The sequence below is a fragment of the Bradyrhizobium arachidis genome (genome assembly GCF_015291705.1).
Taxonomy (GTDB): Bacteria; Pseudomonadota; Alphaproteobacteria; order Rhizobiales; family Xanthobacteraceae; genus Bradyrhizobium; species Bradyrhizobium arachidis.
This window is the reverse complement of the sequence record NZ_CP030050.1, coordinates 1625260-1646021: the sequence shown is the minus strand read 5'-3', so window position 1 is coordinate 1646021 and position 20762 is coordinate 1625260. Positions and strand designations below refer to the sequence as shown.

The window sequence follows — 20762 nt, the reverse complement described above, 5'->3', positions numbered from 1 at the left end:
CGATGAAGCCGGGGCCGTCGTTCAGGAGGGTATCGGTGATTTACCCGCGAGATCGCGGAAGTCGTCGGTCTACCCGGTCATCACATCACGTCCCAATCGGCGTCGGTAGGCCAGTCGACGGCGCGCAGCTTTTCGCTCGCCTCCCGGATCGCGAGGGCGGCGACAGCCAGCGCGGACAGCATCTCGCTGCGCGAAGCGTAGACGCCGGCTCCATTGTTCTCGGCGCCGGCGCGCTGGAGTCGCTCCAGTGCCGGCCAGAGCTCACCCTCGTCGATGGTCTGGGTCGTGGTCTGCGCCGCCCTCAGCCGGCGACGAGCTTGGTCCTTAGTCATCTTCGCTACTCCAGTTCGGCGAACATCTTGCCCGCCAGGGTTTCGATCTTCTCGGCAGCCTTCGTCATGCGGCCGGCTTCCGTCAGCAGCGCCTCGGCGACGCGGCGATAGACGTCATCGGTGACGGGCTTGGCGCCGGTGACGATGAACGACATCATCTGCTTCGAGACGCCGGCCGCCGCGGCGAGCTGCGTCAGGCCGCGCGGGCCGAACGCCGTCTCGGCGGCCATCTTGATGCGGGCGGCGCGCGGCGAGAGCTTCGCCATCACGCCGCAACCGTGGCGATAATCGGCGCCCATTCCTTGGCCTCGGCGTCCCAACGGTGGGTCTGCTCCCAGACATCGTAGCGGGCCTGCTGCGCCTTGATCTCGGCGCGGACATCATGGATCTCGCGGTCGCGGCGCTCGAGGTCGTCGGCCTTCAGCCGATCGAAGTCGCAGAGTCCGTCGAGACCGTGCTCGGCCTTCATGGCGTCGAAGTTGGCGCGGGTGATGTCGACCGAGATCTTGGGCCGGTCTCCATACCAGCGATCCGCCTTGGGGTCGTTGTAGCGGACCAGGATCGGCTTCGTCTCGGCCTCGACGGCGTTGCGGGACCCGACGGCGCGAGCCTCCCAGTCTTGCAACCACCTGATCGAGTAGCCGAGCCGGTCGCGGGAGACCTCGAACGGTAGGAACTTGGCGCCGTCGCAGCTCGCGGTCTGCCAGCCGTCTCCGGGGCGGCGGTAGCCGTGGAGGGCGATGACGCCGGTGTTCGCCAGGATCTGACGGCCGCAGCACTGACACGTCATGGCCGCCGCCTCGCGGGCGATCTGCTCCGGCGTCTTTGGCTCCGGCGGGTGACCGGCCTCACCCTTCTTCTTGACCAGCGGCTTTGCGGCCTTCAGCAGCGCGTGCAGCGGCAGCAGCGCGCTCTCCATGAAGTCGGCGTACTCGGTCAGGCCGCCGTGCTGGCGCGCGCGACGCAGGAACGCCGGAAGGTTGTGCGCATCGAACGAGGCGATCAGGGCATTGGCGTCGTAGGCGCGGCCCCACATGCTGCGGTCGGCACCGGCGTCGGATCCGTCGTCGACGTCCTCCTTCAGGAAGGCCTTGGTGGCCTCCTCGATCGACCAGTTGATGATCTCCTTGGCCTGGACGAGGTCGCGGTTGCGGACGACGCCCTCGGCGACGCCGGCCTCGATCGCGCAGACGGCGGCCTCCAGCGCGTCGGCGCGGCGGGCGTGGATGTGCGGCTTGATGGCGGACAGGTCCATTGTCGTTCCTCGATCAAGCCGAATAGTCGAAGCCGTGATCGGCCTCGCGGCCGACGATGCGACCTGCGTGGGCCCAGGCCGCCCGCAGCGCGCGGCTGCCGGTGATCGCGGTGAACTTCATGCCGTCGTAGTAGCCGTCGACGCGGTCGCTCAGCGTCACGGTATGCTTCAGGAAGCCCGTACGGACGGGCGAGCTCACGGAGAAACGGGCCCGATGGCCGGCGCGCGCCTGCGTGGGATTGCGGTTCGACATTCTTGCCTCCTCTCGGCGCCACGATGGCGGCGCCTTCTAACGCCCCGAGCCCGGAAGGCCATCGCTGGCCGCCGGGCGTGAGGTCGATGTCGGCGTGATTTACCGCGTCGGCAGTTCGATGATCTGGCCGTTTTCGAGCCGGAGCCCGAGCTTCACGTCGCAGAACCGGTAGCGGTTATGATTGCCGTCGATGCTGTGCCCGCCCATGTCAGGGTAGACGTGGATCTCGAACCAGCCGCCGTCGATCTCCTTCGGCGGCGACTGATAGGCGTATTTGCTCGACCGCTTGATGCGGGCCATAAGCTGCTGGCTCATCTGTGTCCTCATCCTCTCGACGCCGCGATCATCGCGCCGTCCTTGGTAGACAATATGTCTACCTGATCGGGAGAATGCAACAGATCATTTGTTGACAGAACTCAGGAATCAAGCGCGCGAAGAATCCTTAGCTTCCCATCCATGGTTAATTTGCCTGCTATAGCGGTCAAAATGGAGAACGAACCGCGAAATTGACTGCTATAGCGTGCAATCCGCGTCGTCTTTCTCCTCGAAACACACAGGCTGTTGATGACACAAGCTGGCGCCAGTTCGCCCAATATATTAGGCGAACCTGACCTCTTCGCCGAAAACGCCTAGTATATTAGGCGATCAGCGCTTCGGGGCGATCGAGAACTGCCACGTCTTCACTTGCTGCGTGACGCCGTATACTCGTACGCTCCTTCGTGACCATCACGGCCGCGGATTGGCCCCCTGCTCGTTCGGCCAGCGCTGCCAGATCATCGTCGACCTGTTGAAGGCCATGGCGTACGGATCGCTCTCGTCGACGGTGTCCGCCGGCTTGTGGCGTTCGATCTTCCTGATCGCCGACGAGGCGCGCTCGGCGTCATCCTCATCTTTGAAGCCTTCCGGATCGGAGATCATCTGCTCGAACCCGAGATGCGCCATGTAGGCAATATCCAGGATCTCCTGCCTCTTGAGATCGATCCGTGTCTCGCCGTCGCGCGCGTCCATAAGTTCCTGACCGGCTTCGAAGCCCTTGTGCCACGCCGCCAGCCCCATCGCGTCGCCGAGCATCGCCGCACCGGTCAGGTACAGCCTGCAGCGCGTATGGACGTCCTTTTGGGCGAGGGCGCGCTTCATGTAATCTAGCGCTTCAATCACCTTCTGTGGCAGGTCCTCGCCCTTCTCCTCGTAGTGGTGGCTGCAGGTCCTGGACAGGTCCGTCACCGCTTCGCGCATGCCGGCCAGCCTGGCCGACGCCCGCCAGCCTCGCACGAGCGACACCGTCGCGAACACCATCATAATCCCGAACAGCACCGCGAATGTCGTCTGATTGTCGCTCAATGGCCGCTCCCGCGCAGGTGGCGCCATCATGGACGGGTCGGTCCCGGAAATCCACGCTCAAGTCACTGGATGATGCGCAGGTGCGCGCCCCTCGCCTTGTCCTGCCCCGGCAGATTGATCGAGTAGGTCTTGGCGACCTCGGTCTCGTTCATGATCAGCATCTTCGACAGGTCCGCGAGCGAGTAACCCATGTCGTTGATGTGCAGCGAAAACAGGTCGCTCACCGTACGGGGCTCCTCCGGCGCGAAGTCGAGCTCGGGCGGCTCGCGCAGCCGGATCTTGTGGATGTTGAACTGCTTCCAGATGTACTGCGCCTGGGTGGTGTTGAGGGCGCCGGCGCGCTGGGCCGCGAAGACGAGCGAGGCCATCGAGACCTTCCACTCGGGCTTCAGCGAGGCGAGCAGGCGCAGGTCGACGCGGCGGCCGACGAAGGCCGGTTTGATGTCCTCGGTCGGCAGCAGGAAGCACGACGCGAACTTGTCCGCCTCCGCCTCCATGTCCGGCGTCGGGAAGGTGTGCATGATCACGTGGCCGAGTTCGTGGCACAGGGTGAAGCGCATGCGGTCGGCTGACTGCTGGCGGTTCAGCACGATCACGTGCGGCATGCCGGGCACGGAGAAGCGAACGCCGGAGACCGACGAGCCGCCCAGATCGGAGTGCGTGACCAGGATTCCGGCGTCCTCGACCAGCGCCGTCACGTCCTGGATCGGGCCGTCGGGGACCTGCCAGAACCGGCGGACCAGGACGGCGATCTTCTCGGGATCGTTGTCGTACTCGTCGGCGTCGAAGCGGGGCAGCTTGTTCACCGGCTCCAGGTCGGTGGCTTCGAGCAGCTTGCGCAGGTGCATGACGCGGATGTTCAGCTCGGCGACGATGCGGTGCAGCTCGGTCGCCGACACGTCGGACTTCTTGCGCCACATCGGCGCGTGCACGCTGACCGGCGCGCCGTAGATGGCGTCGGTCTGCGCGAAGAATTCGACGGGCACCGAGAACGTCTCGGCCGCAGCCGAGAGCAATTGCTCCGACGGCTCCTTCAGCCCGTTCTCGATGCGCGACAATTCTGAATTGGGCACGCGGAGGCACTCCGCCGCCTCGTTCTGCGGGAATCCTCTTAGCTGCCGCGCTAGGCGCAGCATGACCCCTGACTTCGACATGATAGTTCCTCACCACGTAGAGGCGACGATTCGAATTTACGTCCGGTTAACCGCCGGCAAGCGGTCAGGACGCCTCGCCGCCCTTCTTCTTGTTCTTGGCCGAATCCTTGAGCTTCGCCACGCTGCGACGGCGGGGTTGCGGCGCCGCGGTCTTCTGCGGAAACTCGATGATGCCCTGATTGCCGCCCGGCATTTCGTAGCTCCAGAGCTTGCCGTCGCCGTTGCGAGCCGTCACGTGCACCGAGTCGTAGCCGGTGCCGAGCTCGTTCACCTTCCAGCAGATCTCGACCTTCATAGCCTGCGGCGCGTCCGCGAACGGGATCGCCGGATCCAGGAAGTTGTCGTTGGCACCGGTCGGGATGTTGGAGCCCCGGCCCTTGCGGCTCGCCTTCTTGAAGCGCACCAGCACCTTGCCGTCGAACAGGAAGCGCGCCGTCGATCCGGTCGGGAAGATGATCACGCCCGGCGCGTTGGTGAACTCCGCGATCGCGGCACGGATGACGCCGTCGAACTGGTCGGCGGAGTCGGTGCGCTTGTACATGTTGCCGGCGCCCTTCTTGATGAAGTCCTTGAAGGCCTTGTCCAGCACGGCCCTGATGCGGCCGTTGAACGGATCAAGCGTCTTGCGGACTTCATTCTCGACGGGCAGCGACATGCAGACAGATCTCCAAGGTGAATCGGTGCGCGCACCCTATCAGGAAAATGCCAAAAACGAAGAATTTTTTGCAGCTTCGTTGCAATGTAACAGTAACGCATTGAAATATTGTAACTTTTATTTTTGATATGGTTCCGCAGAAAACGAGGTTAGAAGAAGCCTCCCGTCGCCGAAATGCGCAAGAAAGGATTCGATTCGCCGGCGCCGAGTCCCTATATCCGGACTCCGATGGCTGGCAGGCGGAAGCGTTCGAGTTCAAGTCCCGATTTGGGGACCGTCGAGGGTGCGGTGCCCGCCGCCATGCCCGGCTTCATCCCGCCGCAGCTCGCCACGCTGCGGCTCAGGCCGCCCGGCGGCGCCGAATGGGTACATGAGATCAAGTTCGACGGGTATCGCAGCCAAATCCACGTTTCCGCGGACGGGACGCGCATCTTCACCCGCAAGGGCTTGAACTGGACGAAGCGGTTCGTGCCGATCACGGCCGCGTGGGCGGGCGCCGGCATCGGCCAGGCCGTCGTCGACGGCGAGATCGTGGTCGTCGTCGACAGCCGCACGGACTTCGGGGCCCTGCAGGCCGACCTCGCCGCCGGGCGACACGACCGGATGCTGTTCTACGCCTTCGACCTCCTGCACCTCGACGGCTACGACCTCCGGAAGGTGCCGCTGATCGAACGCAAGCGGCTGCTGCGCGAGATGATCGAGCGCCGCGGCCTACGCGCGCCGGTACTCTACTCCGAGCATATGGACGACGGCGTCGCGATGTTCGCCGGCGCGGTCAAACTGAACTGGGAAGGCATCGTCTCCAAGCGCGCCGACGCACCCTACCGCAGCGGCGACCGATCAGAGAGCTGGCAGAAGATCAAGACCAGCGTCCGCGAGCAGTTTCCCATCGTCGGGTTCATCCCCGGCGTCGGCGGGATCTCGGCGCTCTATCTCGGCAAGCGCGAGGGCCGCGAGCTGCGTTACATCGGCAAGGTCGGCACCGGTTTCACGCGCGCCTCGGCGGCCGCGCTGCGCCGGAAACTCGACGCCATCACGACGCCCAAGCAGCGTCTGACGAAGCAGGTGCGCAAGCCGAAGGCCACCTGGGTCGAGCCTACCCTGATCGCCGACGTGGAGTATCGCGACATCACCGACGACGGGATGCTGCGGCATCCGAGCTTCAAGGGGTTCGCGGAGAATTAGCCGATACCCGGCTCGATCGCCGCGATCAGCGCCGCTGCGATCGCAGTGAGACCGATCAGTCCGAAGAGCGGGATCAGGAAATCCATGCACGCGCGCGGATATACGCGCAAGCGCGGCGAACGGCAGACGTTCCCTGAGCATCTCCCACGCGAGCGGGTGGTGATCGAGCAGCCGACGGCTTGCGAGTGCTGCGGCGGCAACCGTCTGCGCAAGCTCGGCGAGGACGTGACGAGGACACTGGAAGTGGTCCCGCGCCAGTGGAAGGTGATCGAGACAGTGCGGGAGAAGTTCTCCTGCCGCGACTGCGAGAAGATCAGCCAGGCCCCGGCGCCGTTCCATGCCGTCGCACGGGGATGGGCCGGCCCGAGCCTGTTGGCCATGATCATGTTCGAGAAGTTCGGCCAACATCAGCCTTTAAATCGCCAGGCTGAGCGCTACGCCCTCGAAGGCGTGCCGATCGCGCTGTCGACCATGGCGGACGCCGTGGGATCGGTCAGTGCGTCGCTGGATCCCCTGCTGCGCCCATGTCATGGCGGCCGAGCGCCTGCATGCTGATGATACGACGGTGCCGGTGCTGGCCAAGGGCAAGACCGACACGGCACGGTGCTGGATCTACGTCCGGGACGATCGGCCGTTTGGCGGCGCCGGGCCTCCGGCGGCCATGTTCTACTACTCCCGCGACCGTAGGGGCGAACATCCCCAGGCGCATCTGGTGGGGCCGGCATCCTGCAGGCCGACGCCTATGACGGGTACAACCAGCTCTATCTGGCGGGACGTCACCCTGGACCGATCCGGGAAGCGGCGTGTTGGGTCCATGCGCGGCGCCCATTCTTCGCCATGGCCGATATCGAAGAGAATGCGCGTCGCAAGGCCCCCGGCAAGAAGGAGATCACGCTCTCGCCCATCGCGGTCGAGGTCGTGCGGCGGATCGATGCGCTGTTCGAGATCGAGCGCTCCATCAACGGCAAGAGTCCCGAGGAGCGTCTCCAGGTACGGCAGACGCTGAGCCGGCCTCTGGTCGAGGACCTGCAGGTCTATATGCGGGAGCAGCTCGCCAAGCTGTCCCGTGGGCATGACCTGTCCAAGGCGTTCAACTACATCCTGAAGCGATGGGCGAGCTTCACTCTCTTCCTGGAGGACGGGCGGGTTTCCAACGCCATTCCCTACACTGCTGGCGCAGCCAGTCCTCATCGGCCGCGCGCTTCAAGACGAGAGCAACGTCGATGAAGTGCGTGAGGACGGCAAGCACCGGTCCGGCCGGCGACCAACGGATGGCTTTCCCGGCAGCGGTGTGCGGAAGTGCTACCCTCGATACACGTAGGAGCGTCGTGCCAAAGGCGCAGCCACTTGGCGAGCGGCGGCCATGCAAGTAAACCACGGAAGTTCTGCAACCGCCAATCGATTGACGGCTTGCGGCGGCCGTGCGGGCGCCCCTGCTTCGCGTGGCGCGATCCCCATGCGTGAGCGGCAGGAGCCAGAGGCGATGTCCGCGCCCAGCGGCATGAAGATGACGTGATCATCCTGAATTTCTCCGCGTGCTGCAAGGTTCATCAACTCGTTGCTGCTGCCTCGTCCCTGGTGATCGAGCAAGACGAACAGCTAAAACCACAGCGCCCACAAACCCAGTTGCCGGCGGTACAAGGTCATTCCTGGCGAGCCTGCACCCGGTCATTGACGCTCAGAAGGCATTCCATTTCTCGCTCTTCATCGGGCATCAGTGAAACGGCCGAGCGATACCGGCCGGCAACGATACGGCGGAAGAGCCACAGAACGACGGGACAAGCCAAGAGCGCGGCGGAGCCGAAGTCGAGCGCGGCGCTCGCGGAGCCGAACGACGTGGAAAGCTTGCCACCGATTGCCGGTCCGGCCAGCATGCCGGCGTAGAAGACCGTGTAGAATAGTCCCATTCCGATCGGCCGCATCTTCTGGTCGAGCACGCGCGCCGGCAGGCTCATGATCGGCCCGGCCGGCAGGCCGCAGAGGAGTCCAAGAGCCACGATGATGGCAAGTACCATGCCGCTTCGCGACAGAAGAAGCGTCAGGAGGGCGAAGGCGATGCAGCCTGTCACGAGGACAGCCTCGCCGCGCCTGGTCCGATCGGCGAGGAAACCGCCGAACGGAACCGAGAGGGCGGCGAGCCAGAGCACGATGCTGATGGTTGATCCCGCTGCGGCACTGGACCAGCCCTGTTCGACAAGCATCGACGGGCCGAAACTGAAGATCATCGCAAAGCCGATATTGTAGAGGCACCAGATCAAGCCTGCGGCAATCATGGCGCAGATCGTGTTGGCGGTCAGGCTGCCGCGCTCGTTGTCTGCCGCGACGGTCGCATCAGGCGCGTGATAGACCAAGGCGATGACGCCGAGCCCGATCAGGATCAGCCCTGCGACGGCAAGATTGACGGCATGGAGCCCGAGTCCAGCCCCGATGGCTGGCAGAAGCATCAGGGAGAGCGCGATGCCAGCCGGCCAGGAGTTGATGAAAATGGCCATCGCGGTGGCGATTTCCCGGCCGGCAAACCAGTCCGCGACCATCTTGGTCATCAGAACGTTCAGGAGAACACCGCCGATGCCGGCCGTCAGCCGGCCCGCGATCTGCACGCTCCATGACGACGACGTGGTCATCAGCAGCTCACCGGCCAGCATCATCAGGAGTCCGGCAAGGACCGTCACCTTGTCGCCATAGCGGCGGCCGATCGCGCCGCCAGGCAGGGCAAGCGCGGTGCCCGGCGCAAAATAGAGTCCGATCAGAACGCCGATATCGGCCAGGCTCGCGTTCAGACTCTCGCTGAGCTGTGGCGCGACGGCGGCGACGCTCTGAAACTGAAAGGCGATGGCAGCACGAGCGACGAACAGAGCAGCGAGAATGGTCCAGCGGCTTCGCATTTAGAGGCTCTCAAATGTTATGAACTATGCCGTCGGCTTGATATTCTGGTTCAGGCGGAAGAAATTGGTCGGATCATACTTCGTCTTGAGCGCGGCCAAACGCGGATAATTCTCGCCATAGGCGTCGCGAATACGATCCTCGCCCTCATCGCCGAGATTGTTCGCGTAGACGCCGCCGGTCGAATAGGGCCTGACGGCGCTCCACAGCTCGCGCGCCCAGCGCATGTTTGCGTCGTCGTCGGCCGGATCGTCCCAGATCGCGACCGGAAAGCAATCGAACGCTGCATCGCGGTTTGCATAAGGCGAGTCGGATGCCGGAACGCGCGCGATTGCGCCGCCGACGTGCTGGAAGACCAATAGCGAGGAGGTGTTGGGCGCTCTCGCATAGGCGTCGAGCAGCGCGTCGATCGCACCCGCACTGATGTCGCGCAGGAACTGCGCCTTCCAATAATAGCGGCGCCCCCGCGGAAACAGGGCATCGCCGCCCGACTGAATCTCGAGATAGGGAACGGTTGCGAGGCGCGTCTCGACGGGAGCGCCGAACTCAACGATCGGCGAAAGCGCTTGCTCGCCGTCAAGATGCGAGCCGACATAGCAACCGGCGATGCTGAAGAAACGATCGCCCGACGGTAGCGTCACGAGGGCGGCATCGACGTTGACCTCGTCGGCAGCGCTTCGGGCGAATTCATCGTAGAACCGCATGGCCTCGCGTCCCTGATCATAGGGATGAAGGGCGGACGCGACGAGCAATGACGTGCCGATCGCATGCAACTGGTATTCGAAGGCAGTCACGATGCCAAAATTGCCGCCGCCGCCTCTTAAGCCCCAGAACAGGTCGGAGTGTTCGGTCGCACTGACCTTTAAGACATTTCCCTCGGCCGTCACCACTTCGGCGGCGATCAGGTTGTCGCAGGTCAGCCCGTATTTGCGCCCGAGCTTGCCGAAGCCGCCGCCAAGCGTGAGCCCGGCGATGCCGGTGTCGCTGTTGACCCCCATGGTGGTCGCCAGGCCGTACGCCTGCGTCACACGATCGAACTCGCCAAGATCGAGGCCTGCCTCTGCGCGCGCGGTGCGACGGACCGGATCGACGTCGATGCGTTTCATCCGCGACAGGTCGATGACCATGCCACCGTCGCAGACCGAGAGCCCGGCGACATTGTGGCCTCCGCTGCGAACGGCCACCGGCAACGTGCGCGATCGCGCGAACGTCACGGCCTCGACCACATCCTGCGCATCCGCGCAGTAGGCGATCACGGCCGGCTTCTTGTCGATCGCGCCATTCCAGACCTTGCGCGCCTCGTCATAGCCGGCGTCCCCTTTGAGGACCACCCTGCCCTTGAGCCGCAGCTGTGGGGCGGGCCTGGGTTCGGAGTGCGATGTGCCCATCAGGTCGCTGTCCGGCTGTTCCATCTGATTTGCTCCTCGCCGCCACCGCCCATGCCATCGTCTCACGGAACGCCCAGTCGTTTCCTGAATCCGATCGGAAAAAGTTGCAAATTTCGCCAAAAATGGTGTCACTAGCCCATGGCGACGATCTACCAGTTTGGTCCCTTTCGTCTCGAGACAGACGCCGGCACGCTGTTTCGCGAAGCCGAGCCGGTTGCTCTCGGCGGGCGAGCGATCGCGCTGCTGCGGCTGCTGCTGGAGCAGGCTGGAAAACCGGTTGCCAAGGACGCGCTGATGGAGGCGGCCTGGCCGGGGCTCGCGATCGAGGAAAGCAATCTGACCGTACAGATCGCGGCTCTGCGCCGGACGTTTGCAGATGTCGAGGGCGGCAGTAGCTGGATCGAGACCCTGCCGCGCCGCGGTTACCGCTACGTCGGCCCGCCAGCCGCAGCCCTCTTCGAGAACAGCCGGCAAACGTTGCTCCCGTCTGCTCCCTCCGACAAACCATCGATCGCCGTGCTGCCGTTTTCGAACCTGAGCGGCGATCCGGCGCAGGACTACTTTTCGGACGGTGTCACGGAAGACGTCATTACCGAATTGTCGCGTTTTCGGTCGCTCTTCGTCGTGGCCCGCCATTCCAGCTTCGTCTACCGCGCCAGGACGTCCGACATCAGAGAGGTCGGCCGCCAACTCGGCGTACGGTATGTGGTGGAAGGGAGCGCACGCCGGATCGGGAAACGGGTGCGGGTGACCGTGCAGCTTCTGGATGCCGCGAGCGGCTTCACCCTTTGGACGGAGCGCTACGACCGCGAGATCGAAGACATATTCGCCATCCAGGACGAAATCGTCGGCAGGATCGTCTCGGCGCTGCCCGGCCGGGTTGAGGACGCGGGCCGCGAGATCGCAAGAGGCAAACAGACCTCGAATATCACGGCCTACGATCTCGTCCTGTTGGGCAACGAGCGATGGCGCCAGTTGACCGTAGCAAGCATGGACGAAGCGAGAGGTTGCTTCACAAGGGCCGTGGAACTCGATCCGGCTTATGCACGCGCTCATGCCAATATCGCGTGGACGATCGTCTGCGCCGCGTTCCTGGAATCACCCGCCGCGCCTTCGCTGGATGATGCGCGTCGCGCGATCGAGATCGCGCTCGATCTTGATGAGAATGATGCCTGGTCGCACGGCGTCTTCGCCCAGCTTCTCTTCCTGCAGAACCGTGACCAGGAGGCCGAAACACACTTCAAGCGAGCCCTGGCGCTCAACCCGAACGATGCCGACGTCGCCGCGGCGTTTGCCAACATCCTGGTCTATTGGGGACATTGGCGGGAGGCGCTTACATGGATCAAGTCGGCCAAACAGCTCAACCCGTTTCCACCCAATATCTACCACTGGTACCATGCGCTGGCGCTCTATTCGGCGCGCGACTACGAACAGGCGATCAAGGTGCTCAGGGAAGCGCGATCGAGCGATCGCTGGTCCCACGCGCTGCTTGCGGCGTGCTACGCGCAAATCGATCGACTGAGTGAGGCGGACATCGAGGTGCGTGCATTCATTCGAGAGCGAGGTCTGGAATTGAGTGAGCGCGGTGAAGCGCTGCCGGTCAACACGCTCGAACTCGCCCGGATGCGCGCCGCCAGATACAGAGGTCCCATCGACCGCGACCATTTCCTCGACGGGTTACGTAAGGCCGGCCTGAGTGGCGAACTCACCGATTTCACATAGCGGCGAGGCGGCGAAAATGGCCGGCCACCGATCGCATGTTTCTTGGATCGGGCAGCGGACCGCGCCATTTCCAAATGAAGCTCTATTCGCGCGACAGTGCGAGTGGAAGCTATTTCCTTCATCTGCTTGATCGCCTCGGAATCGAGACCGAGGCGAAGCCAAGGCTAGTAGCGGTGATAGGGCGGAGCCCGGTCGAGGCCGTCGCGGGCGGCGAAGCGGAGCTGACCGTAATCACCGTGCCGGTCGAGGGCGTCGTCCTCGCAGGGTTGCTTCCGGAAGAGTTGCAGAACTACAACACCTTCAGCGTCGGCGTCAGCGCCAACGCCAAAGAGCGTAAAGCCGCCGAGCAATTGATCTCATTGTTGCGCTCACCCGCCGCCGCTGCCGCTATCCGGAGCAAAGCATTGGAGCCAGTTGTTCCCTGAAGCCCGGTTCTGGAGAGGACGGTCGTCGCTCTGCGCCAGCGAGTACGCATCCTGCAACTTTTCGCAACTTTTTCGGAACGAATTTAGGATCGCTGGGCATCGGGCGGCCACACTGCGGCGGCGCTGAAAACTTGGAGCCTTGCCCGATGCGCGATCCCTGCGAGGAGGTGGAGGCGGACTAAAGCCGGCAGCCCCGCTGATGCAAGCTGCGTCGCGGTCAATCAGCGTTGAGGTGACTTAGATGGTCAAGATTCAGTACACGCCGGTTTCGAACTCTTTCCCCCGAGACTCGGATCTGTCAGTTGACGGTCGATACGCCTTCAATTTTGATGGCAGCACTTATACTGTTCTAGACCTTCAGTCTGGCGGCACCAAGTCACTTGCATTAGTAGACCCTTCCACGGCCGCGAACGTAGCCCCGTGCCTTTCGCGCGACGGCCAGCTTTTGGCTTACGTCACGTATGACGCGTCGGTCTACACCTTCCACCTTTGGAACATTGTGACTGGAGCCGTCAGTGATGTTTATGCACTTCACACGGCTGTCGGGACACTGCAGGTGGACGATCTTGCAATCTCTCCAGACAGTCAATCTATCTATTTCACGACGGATGACGTCGCCGGCCAATCGCAATTGCAGCGAATAAACGTTCAATCCGGTGCAATTGATGTTCTGATCAACGAAACAACCGGCGGCACCGCGACTGCCGCGATATCTGATAACGGACGCTACACTGTCGTATTCGAATCCGGCGGCGCCTACCGTTACGATCTCCAGACCGGCGCGAAAGCACTCATTTCGGCTAACCAGACGGTTGATTTGTTCAACGTCTCGCTGTCCGGTGATGGTCACTTTGCACTGGACTTCGGCGTTCTTCGCAATATGGAAACCGGCGAAGACCGTTTTATCTACACGTCGAGTTCCGGATCTTCAGGAAGCGGTACCAGCACTAACGGTGTAATCTCTGCCGATGGCACGCGAATGGCTTTTGTGACGACGGACTCCGTCGTGAGCGCGGGCGCCGGGGAAGACCATCATCACATCGTCATCAAGAATATTGCCACCGGCGCTGTGGCATTCCTCGCCGACGTTGGGACGGATATTCCGCAGCTGAAAATTTCGGCCGACGGACTCGAGGTTGAGTTCTGGACCAAAAATCAACTTGTTTCCAGCGACACTGATACCTTCAATGATGCCTACGTCGCCCGCCTTGCCGCGCCAGAGATCACCATCGATACGGTTTCCGGCGACAACTACGTCAACCAGACTGAGGATTTGTCCCCAGTAAAGGTCACTGGCACGTCCGATGCGATCGGCAAGACGGTGCACATCACCTCGCCGAACGGCTCGACGGCGACGGCCGTGGTACAGGCCGACGGGACATGGACGGCGTTCATCGACGCTACGCGCGTTGCGGAGGGATTCCGAAACTTCACGGCCGACGTCGCCGACGATTTCGGACTGCACGGCACGGCAACCAAATCCGTCGATTTCGACTACACGCCACCGACGCTCGGATTGTTCGCCGTCGCCGGCGACAACATCGTCTCGCGTCGCGAAAAGACGGCGATCACTTTTGACGGCTTCTCGGATGCCATTGGTCAGCAGGTGTCGCTGTCGATCGACCACAAGCTCATCGGCAAGGTGCAGGTGGCTCCGGACGGCAAATGGAGCTTCGTCTATAACGGCACCAACATGGCGGACGGCCAGCACGAGGTCGAATATTCCGTCGCCGATGCCGCCGGCAACCTGGCCGAGCACGCGATCTTCTTCGACAAGGTGACGCCGCACAACGCCGCGCCGACGTTCTTTGTTGGCGGCGGCGTCGTCATTACGCCGGTGAGCGAAACGCAGCCGGAATCGGTAAGTGGCCTCGCCATTCAAGCCGACGGCAAGATTGTCGTCGGAGGGTCGGAAGGCTCCGACTTGTACAGCATGGTCGCCGTGCGCTACGGCACGGACGGGAAGCTCGACGCGAGCTTTGGAAACGGCGGGATCGTCACCGGGCAGCTCGGCGCTGCGTTCAGCGTTGCGGTGCAGCCGGACGGCAAGACGATTCTCGGCGGCGGCACAGCGATCGCCACGAATTTCCAGCTGCAGCGCTTCAACATCGACGGCACCCCGGACCTCGATTTTGGCGATAACGGCCTGGTGGAGACCTCCATCGAAACTTCCGCCGGGGCCTTGAGCATCGTGCTGGATGGAACGAAGATCATTGCCGTCGGCCAAGCGGCAATGGCTCCAACCTACGACTACGATTTCGCCCTGGTTCGCTATCTCGCTGACGGCTCGCTCGATCCGACGTTCGGAAACGGCGGCATTGTCACCACCGACTTTGGGACTCAATTCGGCCAGGCCGAGGTCGCGACCAGCGTCGTCGTTCAATCCGACGGCAAGATCGTGGTCGGCGGAGAAACGGGCAACGGCTTTGAAGGCTCGTTCACGCTTGCACGCTACAACGATAACGGAACGCTCGACGCGAGCTTCGGCGCGGGCGGCAAGGTCGTCACCGATCTTGCCTCCCGGGGTGCCAGCGTTGGCCAAATCCAACTGCAAGCCGACGGCAAGATCCTGGTTGCTGGCGGCAGCTATGATGGTTCGCGCTACGATTTTGAGGTAGCCCGCTACAATACGAACGGCACGCTCGATACCAGTTTCGACGGCGACGGAAAGGTCAGGACATCGCTCGTCAGCGGCGACGACAGAGCAACGGGCGTGGTCATTCAGTCTGACGGGAAGATCATCGTCGCCGGCTGGGCGCTGATCTCGGAACAAGATGCGAGAGCGGCCCATGAATTTGCGCTGGCTCGCTATAATGCGAATGGCTCGCTCGATACCACGTTCGGAGACGCCGGTGTCGTCCTGACCGAGATCGGCCTCTGGTCGGAAGGCATGGGCGTCAAGCTGCAAGCCGACGGCAAGATCGTGATTGCCGGCACCACCATAAATGTAGAGGGAACCTCCCGGGATTTTGCCGTTGCGCGCTACAACCCGGATGGCAGTCTCGATCCGACCTTCGGCGGCACCGACACGCTCGGCAACGAGGTGAGCTATACCGAGGGCGGCTCCGCCATCGTGCTGGACGCAGCAGCGAAAATCCTCGATCCCGAACTTGCCGCGCTTATCGGCGGCGCCGGCAATTACGGTGGGGCATCCGTCACGCTGGCGCGGAGCGGCGGCGCGAATGCGGAGGACCTGTTCGGCGCCTCGGGTGATCTCACGCTCGTCGGCAGCAACGTCAAATTCGCAGGCATCACGGTCGGCTCGTTCACCCAATCGGCCGGGCAACTGGCGATCACGTTCGGCGCCGGCACGTCGCAAGCGCAAGTCAACGGTGTGCTCGAGGCCATTACCTACGCCAACGGTGCGCACGGCTTCGCTCCGGGCACCATGGTCCAGATTGCGTGGACCTTCTCCGACGGCAACACCGGGGGGCAGGGTGTCGGCGGAGCCGGAACGACCGCCGGGATGACGACGGTGGATCTCATCCCCGAGACGAAGCTCCGCGTGGCGCTCGCGACCGACAGCGGGAGAGTGGACCACGACGGCTTCACCAATGTCAGCACCGTCAATGTCTGGGGATTGACGCCTGGGGCGACCTGGAGCTACTCGACCGACGGCGGCACGAGCTTCACGCCCGGCACGGGGACGAGCTTCACGCTGACCGGCGACGGTCCGAAGAATGTGCTGGTGCAGGAGATCGCACCCGGCGACGTCATCAGCACGGCGACGCTCGCCTTCACGCTCGACACCCAGGCGCCAGATACGACCATCACGGCAAAGCCTCCGGCCCTGGTCAATGTCAACTCGGCAAGCTTCGGCTGGAGCGGGACGGATGCGGCGGGCGGCAGCGGTGTCGTCGACTATCAGTATCTTCTCGACAACGGGTCGTGGACCTCGGCGAATTCGGCGTCATCGCTGATGTTCACCAACCTTTCTGACGGCAGCCACAGCCTCAAGGTCGAGGCGATCGACGCCGCCGGCAACATCGATCCGACGCCGGCAAGCTATGACTGGACGGTCGATACCAAGGCGAGCGACGTCACCGTCACCACCGACACTAAGGCTTCGACGCTCACGGGCATCAACCTGCACAATCTCGTCGTCAATGCGGGGGCGACGCTGACGATCGACGCCGCCCTGCCGCCGAAGGTCGCGGGCGGCTCAATCGTCAACAACGGCACCATCCTGGTTAACGGCCAGGCGCTCCCGCAAGGCCTCATCACGACGCTCGACTACACCCAGGCGGCTGATGCCACGCTGCAGGCGACCGGCGGCGCAGCGGTGACGATCGTCGATACCACTACGAGCCCGTTCACCAATCTCGCCGCCAACGGCACCCTGACCGGAGGCATCTACGTTGCGCAGGGTCAGGACGCGGCGAAGCACGGCAGCACCATCACGATCGCCGGCGATGCGGCGGTGCCGATCACGACGCTCTCGGGTGGCGCCAAGGTGGTGCTCGACGGCGAAGGCACCGATCTCCGATCGGCCGGCCTCTCGCTCCTCGCCTCTCTGGCGACGCTGCAGGCTGGTACCGAACTCGACCTTGTCGGCCGCGTCGATACCATCGCACAAGCGCTGACGAACGGCGGCACCATCGCGGCTGGCGCCGGCGAAGTGCTGACATTGACCGGCACGCTTGGCGGCACGGGAACGCTGAAGATCGACGCCGGCGCGACACTGATCGACGATGGCAGCATCGGAGCGGGCGCAACCTTGTCCCTCGCCGCGCCTGATGGCACGCACGCCGGCGCCGCGATCGATCTCACCGAAGCGGAGCTGGCGACGCTGTTTCAAACGGATGTCGGAGCCGTGGCACCCTCGTCGATTTCGGCAGATATCATCGGCGGCAAGCTCGTCGTGCATGCAGACGCGAGCGCTGCGACCGTCGCCTCGGTCACTGCGCTGCCGGCCGGCGACGTGCTGACGGTGACGCCTGACGGGCACGGTGGCGTCAATATCGCGGTTGCGGCCGCGCCAACGGTGACCATCAACCAGGCAGCCGGGCAGGCCGATCCGGTCGACGGCTCGCCCTTGCTGTTCGATGTCGTGTTCAGCGAGGCGGTCACCGATTTCACCGCCGAAGACGTCACGCTGTCAGGCACGGCCGGGGCCACGGGGGTGGTGGTCGCCGGTTCGGGCACGACCTATACCGTCGGCGTATTCGGCATGACGCAGCACGGCACCGTCGTCGCCTCGATCGCGGCCGGCGTCGCCCATGACGCCGCCAACATTGTCAACCTCGCCTCGACCAGCACCGACAACACCGTGCAGTTCACTGGCGAGCCGCCGGTGGTGCACCTGACCAGCACGAGCGTGACGGCAACGATGGGGCTCCCGGGGAATCTCGGCGGCACTTTTTCGGTGACCGATCCGGACTCAACCCGGGTCGATGTGATCCTGCAATCGTCGGATGGCGTCAATCGCCTGATAGACTATGGCTCGGAGGCGGGACACCCCGCGGTCGTCACGATCGGCCCCGACGATTCAATCCTGGCCGCCAGCGGGCTCGTCGCCGGCGAGGCTCTCGAGCTCTTCGGCACCATTGAGGAGGTCAACACCGCACTCGCCTTGCTCGAATACGACACCAGCAAGATCGGTACCGATACCATTACGGCCGTCGCCGTCGACGATGCCGGCAACCTCTCGGCGCCGCAGCACATCGCTGTCACGGTCAACCCCAACCTGGATCAAGCGCCTAGCGTGCATCTCACCAGCTCGACGCTGACGGAGACGACGGGAACCGCGGCACCGCTGGCCGGCATTACCGTGACGGATCCGGACTCTGATGTGGTCACGGTATGGGTCGAATCGTCGCACGGTTTGGACCTGACTGCGACGCCCTCGAGCCCGCTGACAATCGTCGGATCTGCCTTCTTCCAAGAGACCATTGACGGAGTTTTCGTCGGTGGCATGGGCAGCGGTTTGACGATCAGCGGCCACCTCGCCGACGTCAACGCCACGCTTGCTTCGCTCCAGTATCGCCCCGGCTCGGCCGGCACCGACACCATCTTCGTCCTTGCTGACGATGGGCTTGGAGGCAAATCACTCGAGCGAATTGCCGTCACGATCACGGCGCCGACCGAGCTGGTGATACCTGCCGGCGGGACGCTCACGGTTGCGGCCGGACAAACGCTGCAAACGCATTCGCTCACCATCGGCGCCGGCGCCACCCTCCACATCGACGGCACCCTTGTCATCCAGGACGGCGGCGCCAGTGGCACCGTTTCCAACAGCGGCACGATCGAGGTCGCGCCAGGCGCCACATTCTCCGACGACCTGCAAAACCTCGCCGGAGCGTCCTTTAGCAATAGCGGCGCGACCAGCGATACGGTCGCGCTCAATGCCGGCACCATCACCAACACCGCGACAGGCATCTGGACCGGCGACGTCGCCGCCGGGGCCAATGGCGTGGGTGGCGACATCATCAACCAGGGCATCTGGAACGGCACCGCGCACAATGATGGCGGCACGATCGAGAACGCCGGCACCTGGAACGGCGCCATCATCGACACCGCGGGAACGTTCACGAACACCGGCAGCATCAATGGATCGATCACCATCGGCGGCGCAGCGACCTTTGCCCTGACAGGGCTTGGCTCACTCACGAACGCCTCTCCGGTCACGGATGGCGGCACGCTCGACATTTCCGGACTCTCGGCGACGGTTAGCCACATCGTCGACCTCGCCGGGTCCGGCGGCGTGACCCTTGGTGCGAAGGTCCTGTCGCTCGACGACGAGGTGAGCCATTTCACCGGAACCTTCACGGGTGCAGCTGGATCCGGTCTCCTGGTCTCGGGCGCCAATATCGACCTCTCCGGTGCGCATTTCACCGGCTGGAACGCGGGCCAGGCTGTCTCGCTGACCGGCACCGGCAACGCAGCCACGCTGATCGGCTCTATCGTGGACGATCATATCGCCATTCAGACCGGCGATGGCATTCATGATCTGACGCACACGATCGATGGCGGCGGCGGCACCAACACGCTTGAGCTCAGCGGCAAGCTTTCCGATTACGCGCTGAGCAACATCGTCGATGCCGGGCATTTCACCATCACCGATCACGTCGTCGGGCGCGACGGCGTCGATAGGCTCAGCAACATCCAGTTCATTCGATTTGACGGCGATGACGGTAAGCTTGTCGCCACGGCCGACCTTGCGGATCGGTTGCCCATCGCAGGCAGCGATCACGTCACCGCGCAGGAACATACGCCGCTGGTGATCTCGGCAGCCACACTCCTCGCCAACGACAACGATCCCGACGGCGACACGCTGAATTTGCTGAGCGTCGGCCATGCGACCCACGGCAACGTGGTGTTCGACGCCACCCACCAAACCGTCACCTTTACGCCGGTTGCCGGCTATAGCGGTTCCGCGGCGTTCGACTACACGGTGTCCGATGGCCATGGCGGCCTCGCAACAGGGACGGTGGATGTCACCGTCAAACCTGGCTCCACGGGCGGCGGTTGGGGCGACGTCCATTACACCTCGTTCGACGGGTTTAAGTTCGACCTGCAGTCGACCGGCGATTACATCATTGCCCATGCAACGTCCGGCCCGGAATTCGAGATCGAGGGGCGTGCAGAAAATCTCGGACATATCGGGGTCAGCTATCTGACGGCCATCGCGGTCGAGGCCGGCGACCACTTCATCCTGTTCGACGAGGCCAAGCCGAGCATCATGCTGATCGACGGCCATGCCGTCGCGTTCGCGGTCGGCGATCGCCTCGACCTCGGGGACGGTGTGGTCATCGGCCGGGCGAGCGCGAACACCCACCAGATCGAAACATCGCTCGATTTCGTTCAGATGACCGATCACGGCCGCTATCTGGACCTTTCCGTTCATGCGGGAGCTGGCCGTGGAGCTCACAGCTTCGAGGGATTGCTCGGCAATTTCGATGGCAACGCCAAGAACGATTTCGATCTTCGCAACGGCACGTGGCTGGTCAATCCGAACACGCACCAGATCGAAGGACAGTTTGCAGACGCCTGGCGGGTCGGAAAGGACAGCCTGCTCGCGAGCCTCGGCGACGAAACCGTCGCACAACGGGTAACCGACGCCGCTCACACGCCAGCGATCTCTGTGCATGACTGGCATTTGATCTGAGGGGTCCTGCAGGATGGTCGCGGTGCGCGACCTGATTATCACCGGGCCACGAAATCGAAGCC

At 63.6% G+C, this 20762-nt stretch carries 14 protein-coding genes and 1 pseudogene; 5 read left to right on the top strand and 10 right to left on the bottom strand.

What is annotated here, in order from left to right:
- Positions 1-80 precede the first annotated feature (80 nt).
- From WN72_RS08085 to WN72_RS08050, 8 genes are all read right to left on the bottom strand, one after another.
- Positions 81-332, bottom strand: a complete 252-nt coding sequence (locus WN72_RS08085) for a hypothetical protein (protein WP_092218688.1) — start codon at positions 330-332, stop codon at positions 81-83.
- A gap of 5 nt (positions 333-337) precedes the next feature.
- On the bottom strand, positions 338-631 hold the full coding sequence (locus WN72_RS08080; RefSeq protein ID WP_143130778.1) for a helix-turn-helix domain-containing protein: 294 nt from the start codon (positions 629-631) through the stop codon (positions 338-340).
- Positions 598-1587, bottom strand: coding sequence for a hypothetical protein (locus WN72_RS08075; protein ID WP_092218692.1), 990 nt, complete (start codon positions 1585-1587; stop codon positions 598-600). Before WN72_RS08075 ends, WN72_RS08080 begins: the two co-directional genes overlap by 34 nt.
- A 13-nt stretch (positions 1588-1600) precedes the next feature.
- Positions 1601-1840 carry a hypothetical protein gene (locus tag WN72_RS08070; RefSeq protein WP_092218694.1) on the bottom strand — a complete coding sequence of 80 codons (240 nt, stop codon included), beginning with the start codon at positions 1838-1840 and terminating at the stop codon, positions 1601-1603.
- A 99-nt stretch (positions 1841-1939) separates the two neighbouring features.
- Positions 1940-2155: a hypothetical protein gene (locus WN72_RS08065; protein WP_092218696.1), complete on the bottom strand. Its 216-nt coding sequence runs from the start codon at positions 2153-2155 to the stop codon at positions 1940-1942.
- Between the two features lie 411 nt (positions 2156-2566).
- Complete coding sequence (locus WN72_RS08060) at positions 2567-3181, bottom strand: hypothetical protein (protein WP_143130779.1); 615 nt, start codon at positions 3179-3181, stop codon at positions 2567-2569.
- A 62-nt stretch (positions 3182-3243) separates the two neighbouring features.
- Positions 3244-4335 (bottom strand): ImmA/IrrE family metallo-endopeptidase, encoded by a 1092-nt coding sequence (locus tag WN72_RS08055; RefSeq protein WP_092218700.1) that lies wholly within the window; start codon positions 4333-4335, stop codon positions 3244-3246.
- Between the two features lie 64 nt (positions 4336-4399).
- A complete protein-coding gene (locus tag WN72_RS08050; protein WP_092218703.1) occupies positions 4400-4990 on the bottom strand; it encodes a hypothetical protein in 591 nt (196 codons plus the stop codon).
- A 288-nt stretch (positions 4991-5278) separates the two neighbouring features.
- Between WN72_RS08050 and ligD the strand changes: the two genes are divergently transcribed.
- Together ligD and tnpC are read left to right on the top strand one after the other, a co-directional pair.
- A complete protein-coding gene (gene ligD, locus WN72_RS08045; protein WP_244553925.1) occupies positions 5279-6175 on the top strand; it encodes a non-homologous end-joining DNA ligase in 897 nt (298 codons plus the stop codon).
- A 96-nt stretch (positions 6176-6271) separates the two neighbouring features.
- Positions 6272-7324: pseudogene (gene tnpC, locus WN72_RS08040) on the top strand (IS66 family transposase); the annotation flags it as partial.
- A gap of 494 nt (positions 7325-7818) precedes the next feature.
- On the opposite strand, the gene WN72_RS08035 reads toward tnpC, so the two are convergent.
- Both WN72_RS08035 and WN72_RS08030 read right to left on the bottom strand, forming a co-directional pair.
- Entirely contained in the window at positions 7819-9060 is a 1242-nt protein-coding gene (locus tag WN72_RS08035; protein WP_092218707.1) for an MFS transporter, read from the bottom strand.
- Positions 9061-9084: 24 nt separating this feature from the next.
- Positions 9085-10470: an FAD-binding oxidoreductase gene (locus tag WN72_RS08030; protein WP_092218710.1), complete on the bottom strand. Its 1386-nt coding sequence runs from the start codon at positions 10468-10470 to the stop codon at positions 9085-9087.
- A 114-nt stretch (positions 10471-10584) separates the two neighbouring features.
- Here WN72_RS08030 and WN72_RS08025 point away from each other — a divergent pair, with 114 nt between their 5' ends.
- The 3 genes from WN72_RS08025 (at position 10585) to WN72_RS08015 (ending at position 20700) form a co-directional block, all read left to right on the top strand.
- The gene (locus WN72_RS08025) at positions 10585-12168 is read left to right on the top strand and encodes a winged helix-turn-helix domain-containing tetratricopeptide repeat protein (protein WP_092218712.1); all 1584 of its coding nucleotides are present in this window, start codon (positions 10585-10587) and stop codon (positions 12166-12168) included.
- A gap of 74 nt (positions 12169-12242) precedes the next feature.
- A complete protein-coding gene (locus WN72_RS08020; protein ID WP_092218714.1) occupies positions 12243-12593 on the top strand; it encodes a substrate-binding domain-containing protein in 351 nt (116 codons plus the stop codon).
- Positions 12594-12834: 241 nt separating this feature from the next.
- Positions 12835-20700: an Ig-like domain-containing protein gene (locus WN72_RS08015; RefSeq protein ID WP_092218716.1), complete on the top strand. Its 7866-nt coding sequence runs from the start codon at positions 12835-12837 to the stop codon at positions 20698-20700.
- Positions 20701-20762 lie beyond the last annotated feature (62 nt).

Bases quoted from the DNA above. Each gene is read 5' to 3' on its own strand.
- WN72_RS08085 (WP_092218688.1), bottom strand. From the start codon at position 332: ATGACTAAGGACCAAGCTCGTCGCCGGCTGAGGGCGGCGCAGACCACG.
- WN72_RS08080 (WP_143130778.1), bottom strand. From the start codon at position 631: ATGGGCGCCGATTATCGCCACGGTTGCGGCGTGATGGCGAAGCTCTCG.
- WN72_RS08075 (WP_092218692.1), bottom strand. From the start codon at position 1,587: ATGGACCTGTCCGCCATCAAGCCGCACATCCACGCCCGCCGCGCCGAC.
- WN72_RS08070 (WP_092218694.1), bottom strand. From the start codon at position 1,840: ATGTCGAACCGCAATCCCACGCAGGCGCGCGCCGGCCATCGGGCCCGT.
- WN72_RS08065 (WP_092218696.1), bottom strand. From the start codon at position 2,155: ATGAGCCAGCAGCTTATGGCCCGCATCAAGCGGTCGAGCAAATACGCC.
- WN72_RS08055 (WP_092218700.1), bottom strand. From the start codon at position 4,335: ATGTCGAAGTCAGGGGTCATGCTGCGCCTAGCGCGGCAGCTAAGAGGA.
- WN72_RS08050 (WP_092218703.1), bottom strand. From the start codon at position 4,990: ATGTCGCTGCCCGTCGAGAATGAAGTCCGCAAGACGCTTGATCCGTTC.
- WN72_RS08035 (WP_092218707.1), bottom strand. From the start codon at position 9,060: ATGCGAAGCCGCTGGACCATTCTCGCTGCTCTGTTCGTCGCTCGTGCT.
- WN72_RS08030 (WP_092218710.1), bottom strand. From the start codon at position 10,470: ATGGAACAGCCGGACAGCGACCTGATGGGCACATCGCACTCCGAACCC.
- WN72_RS08025 (WP_092218712.1), top strand. From the start codon at position 10,585: ATGGCGACGATCTACCAGTTTGGTCCCTTTCGTCTCGAGACAGACGCC.
- WN72_RS08020 (WP_092218714.1), top strand. From the start codon at position 12,243: ATGAAGCTCTATTCGCGCGACAGTGCGAGTGGAAGCTATTTCCTTCAT.
- WN72_RS08015 (WP_092218716.1), top strand. From the start codon at position 12,835: ATGGTCAAGATTCAGTACACGCCGGTTTCGAACTCTTTCCCCCGAGAC.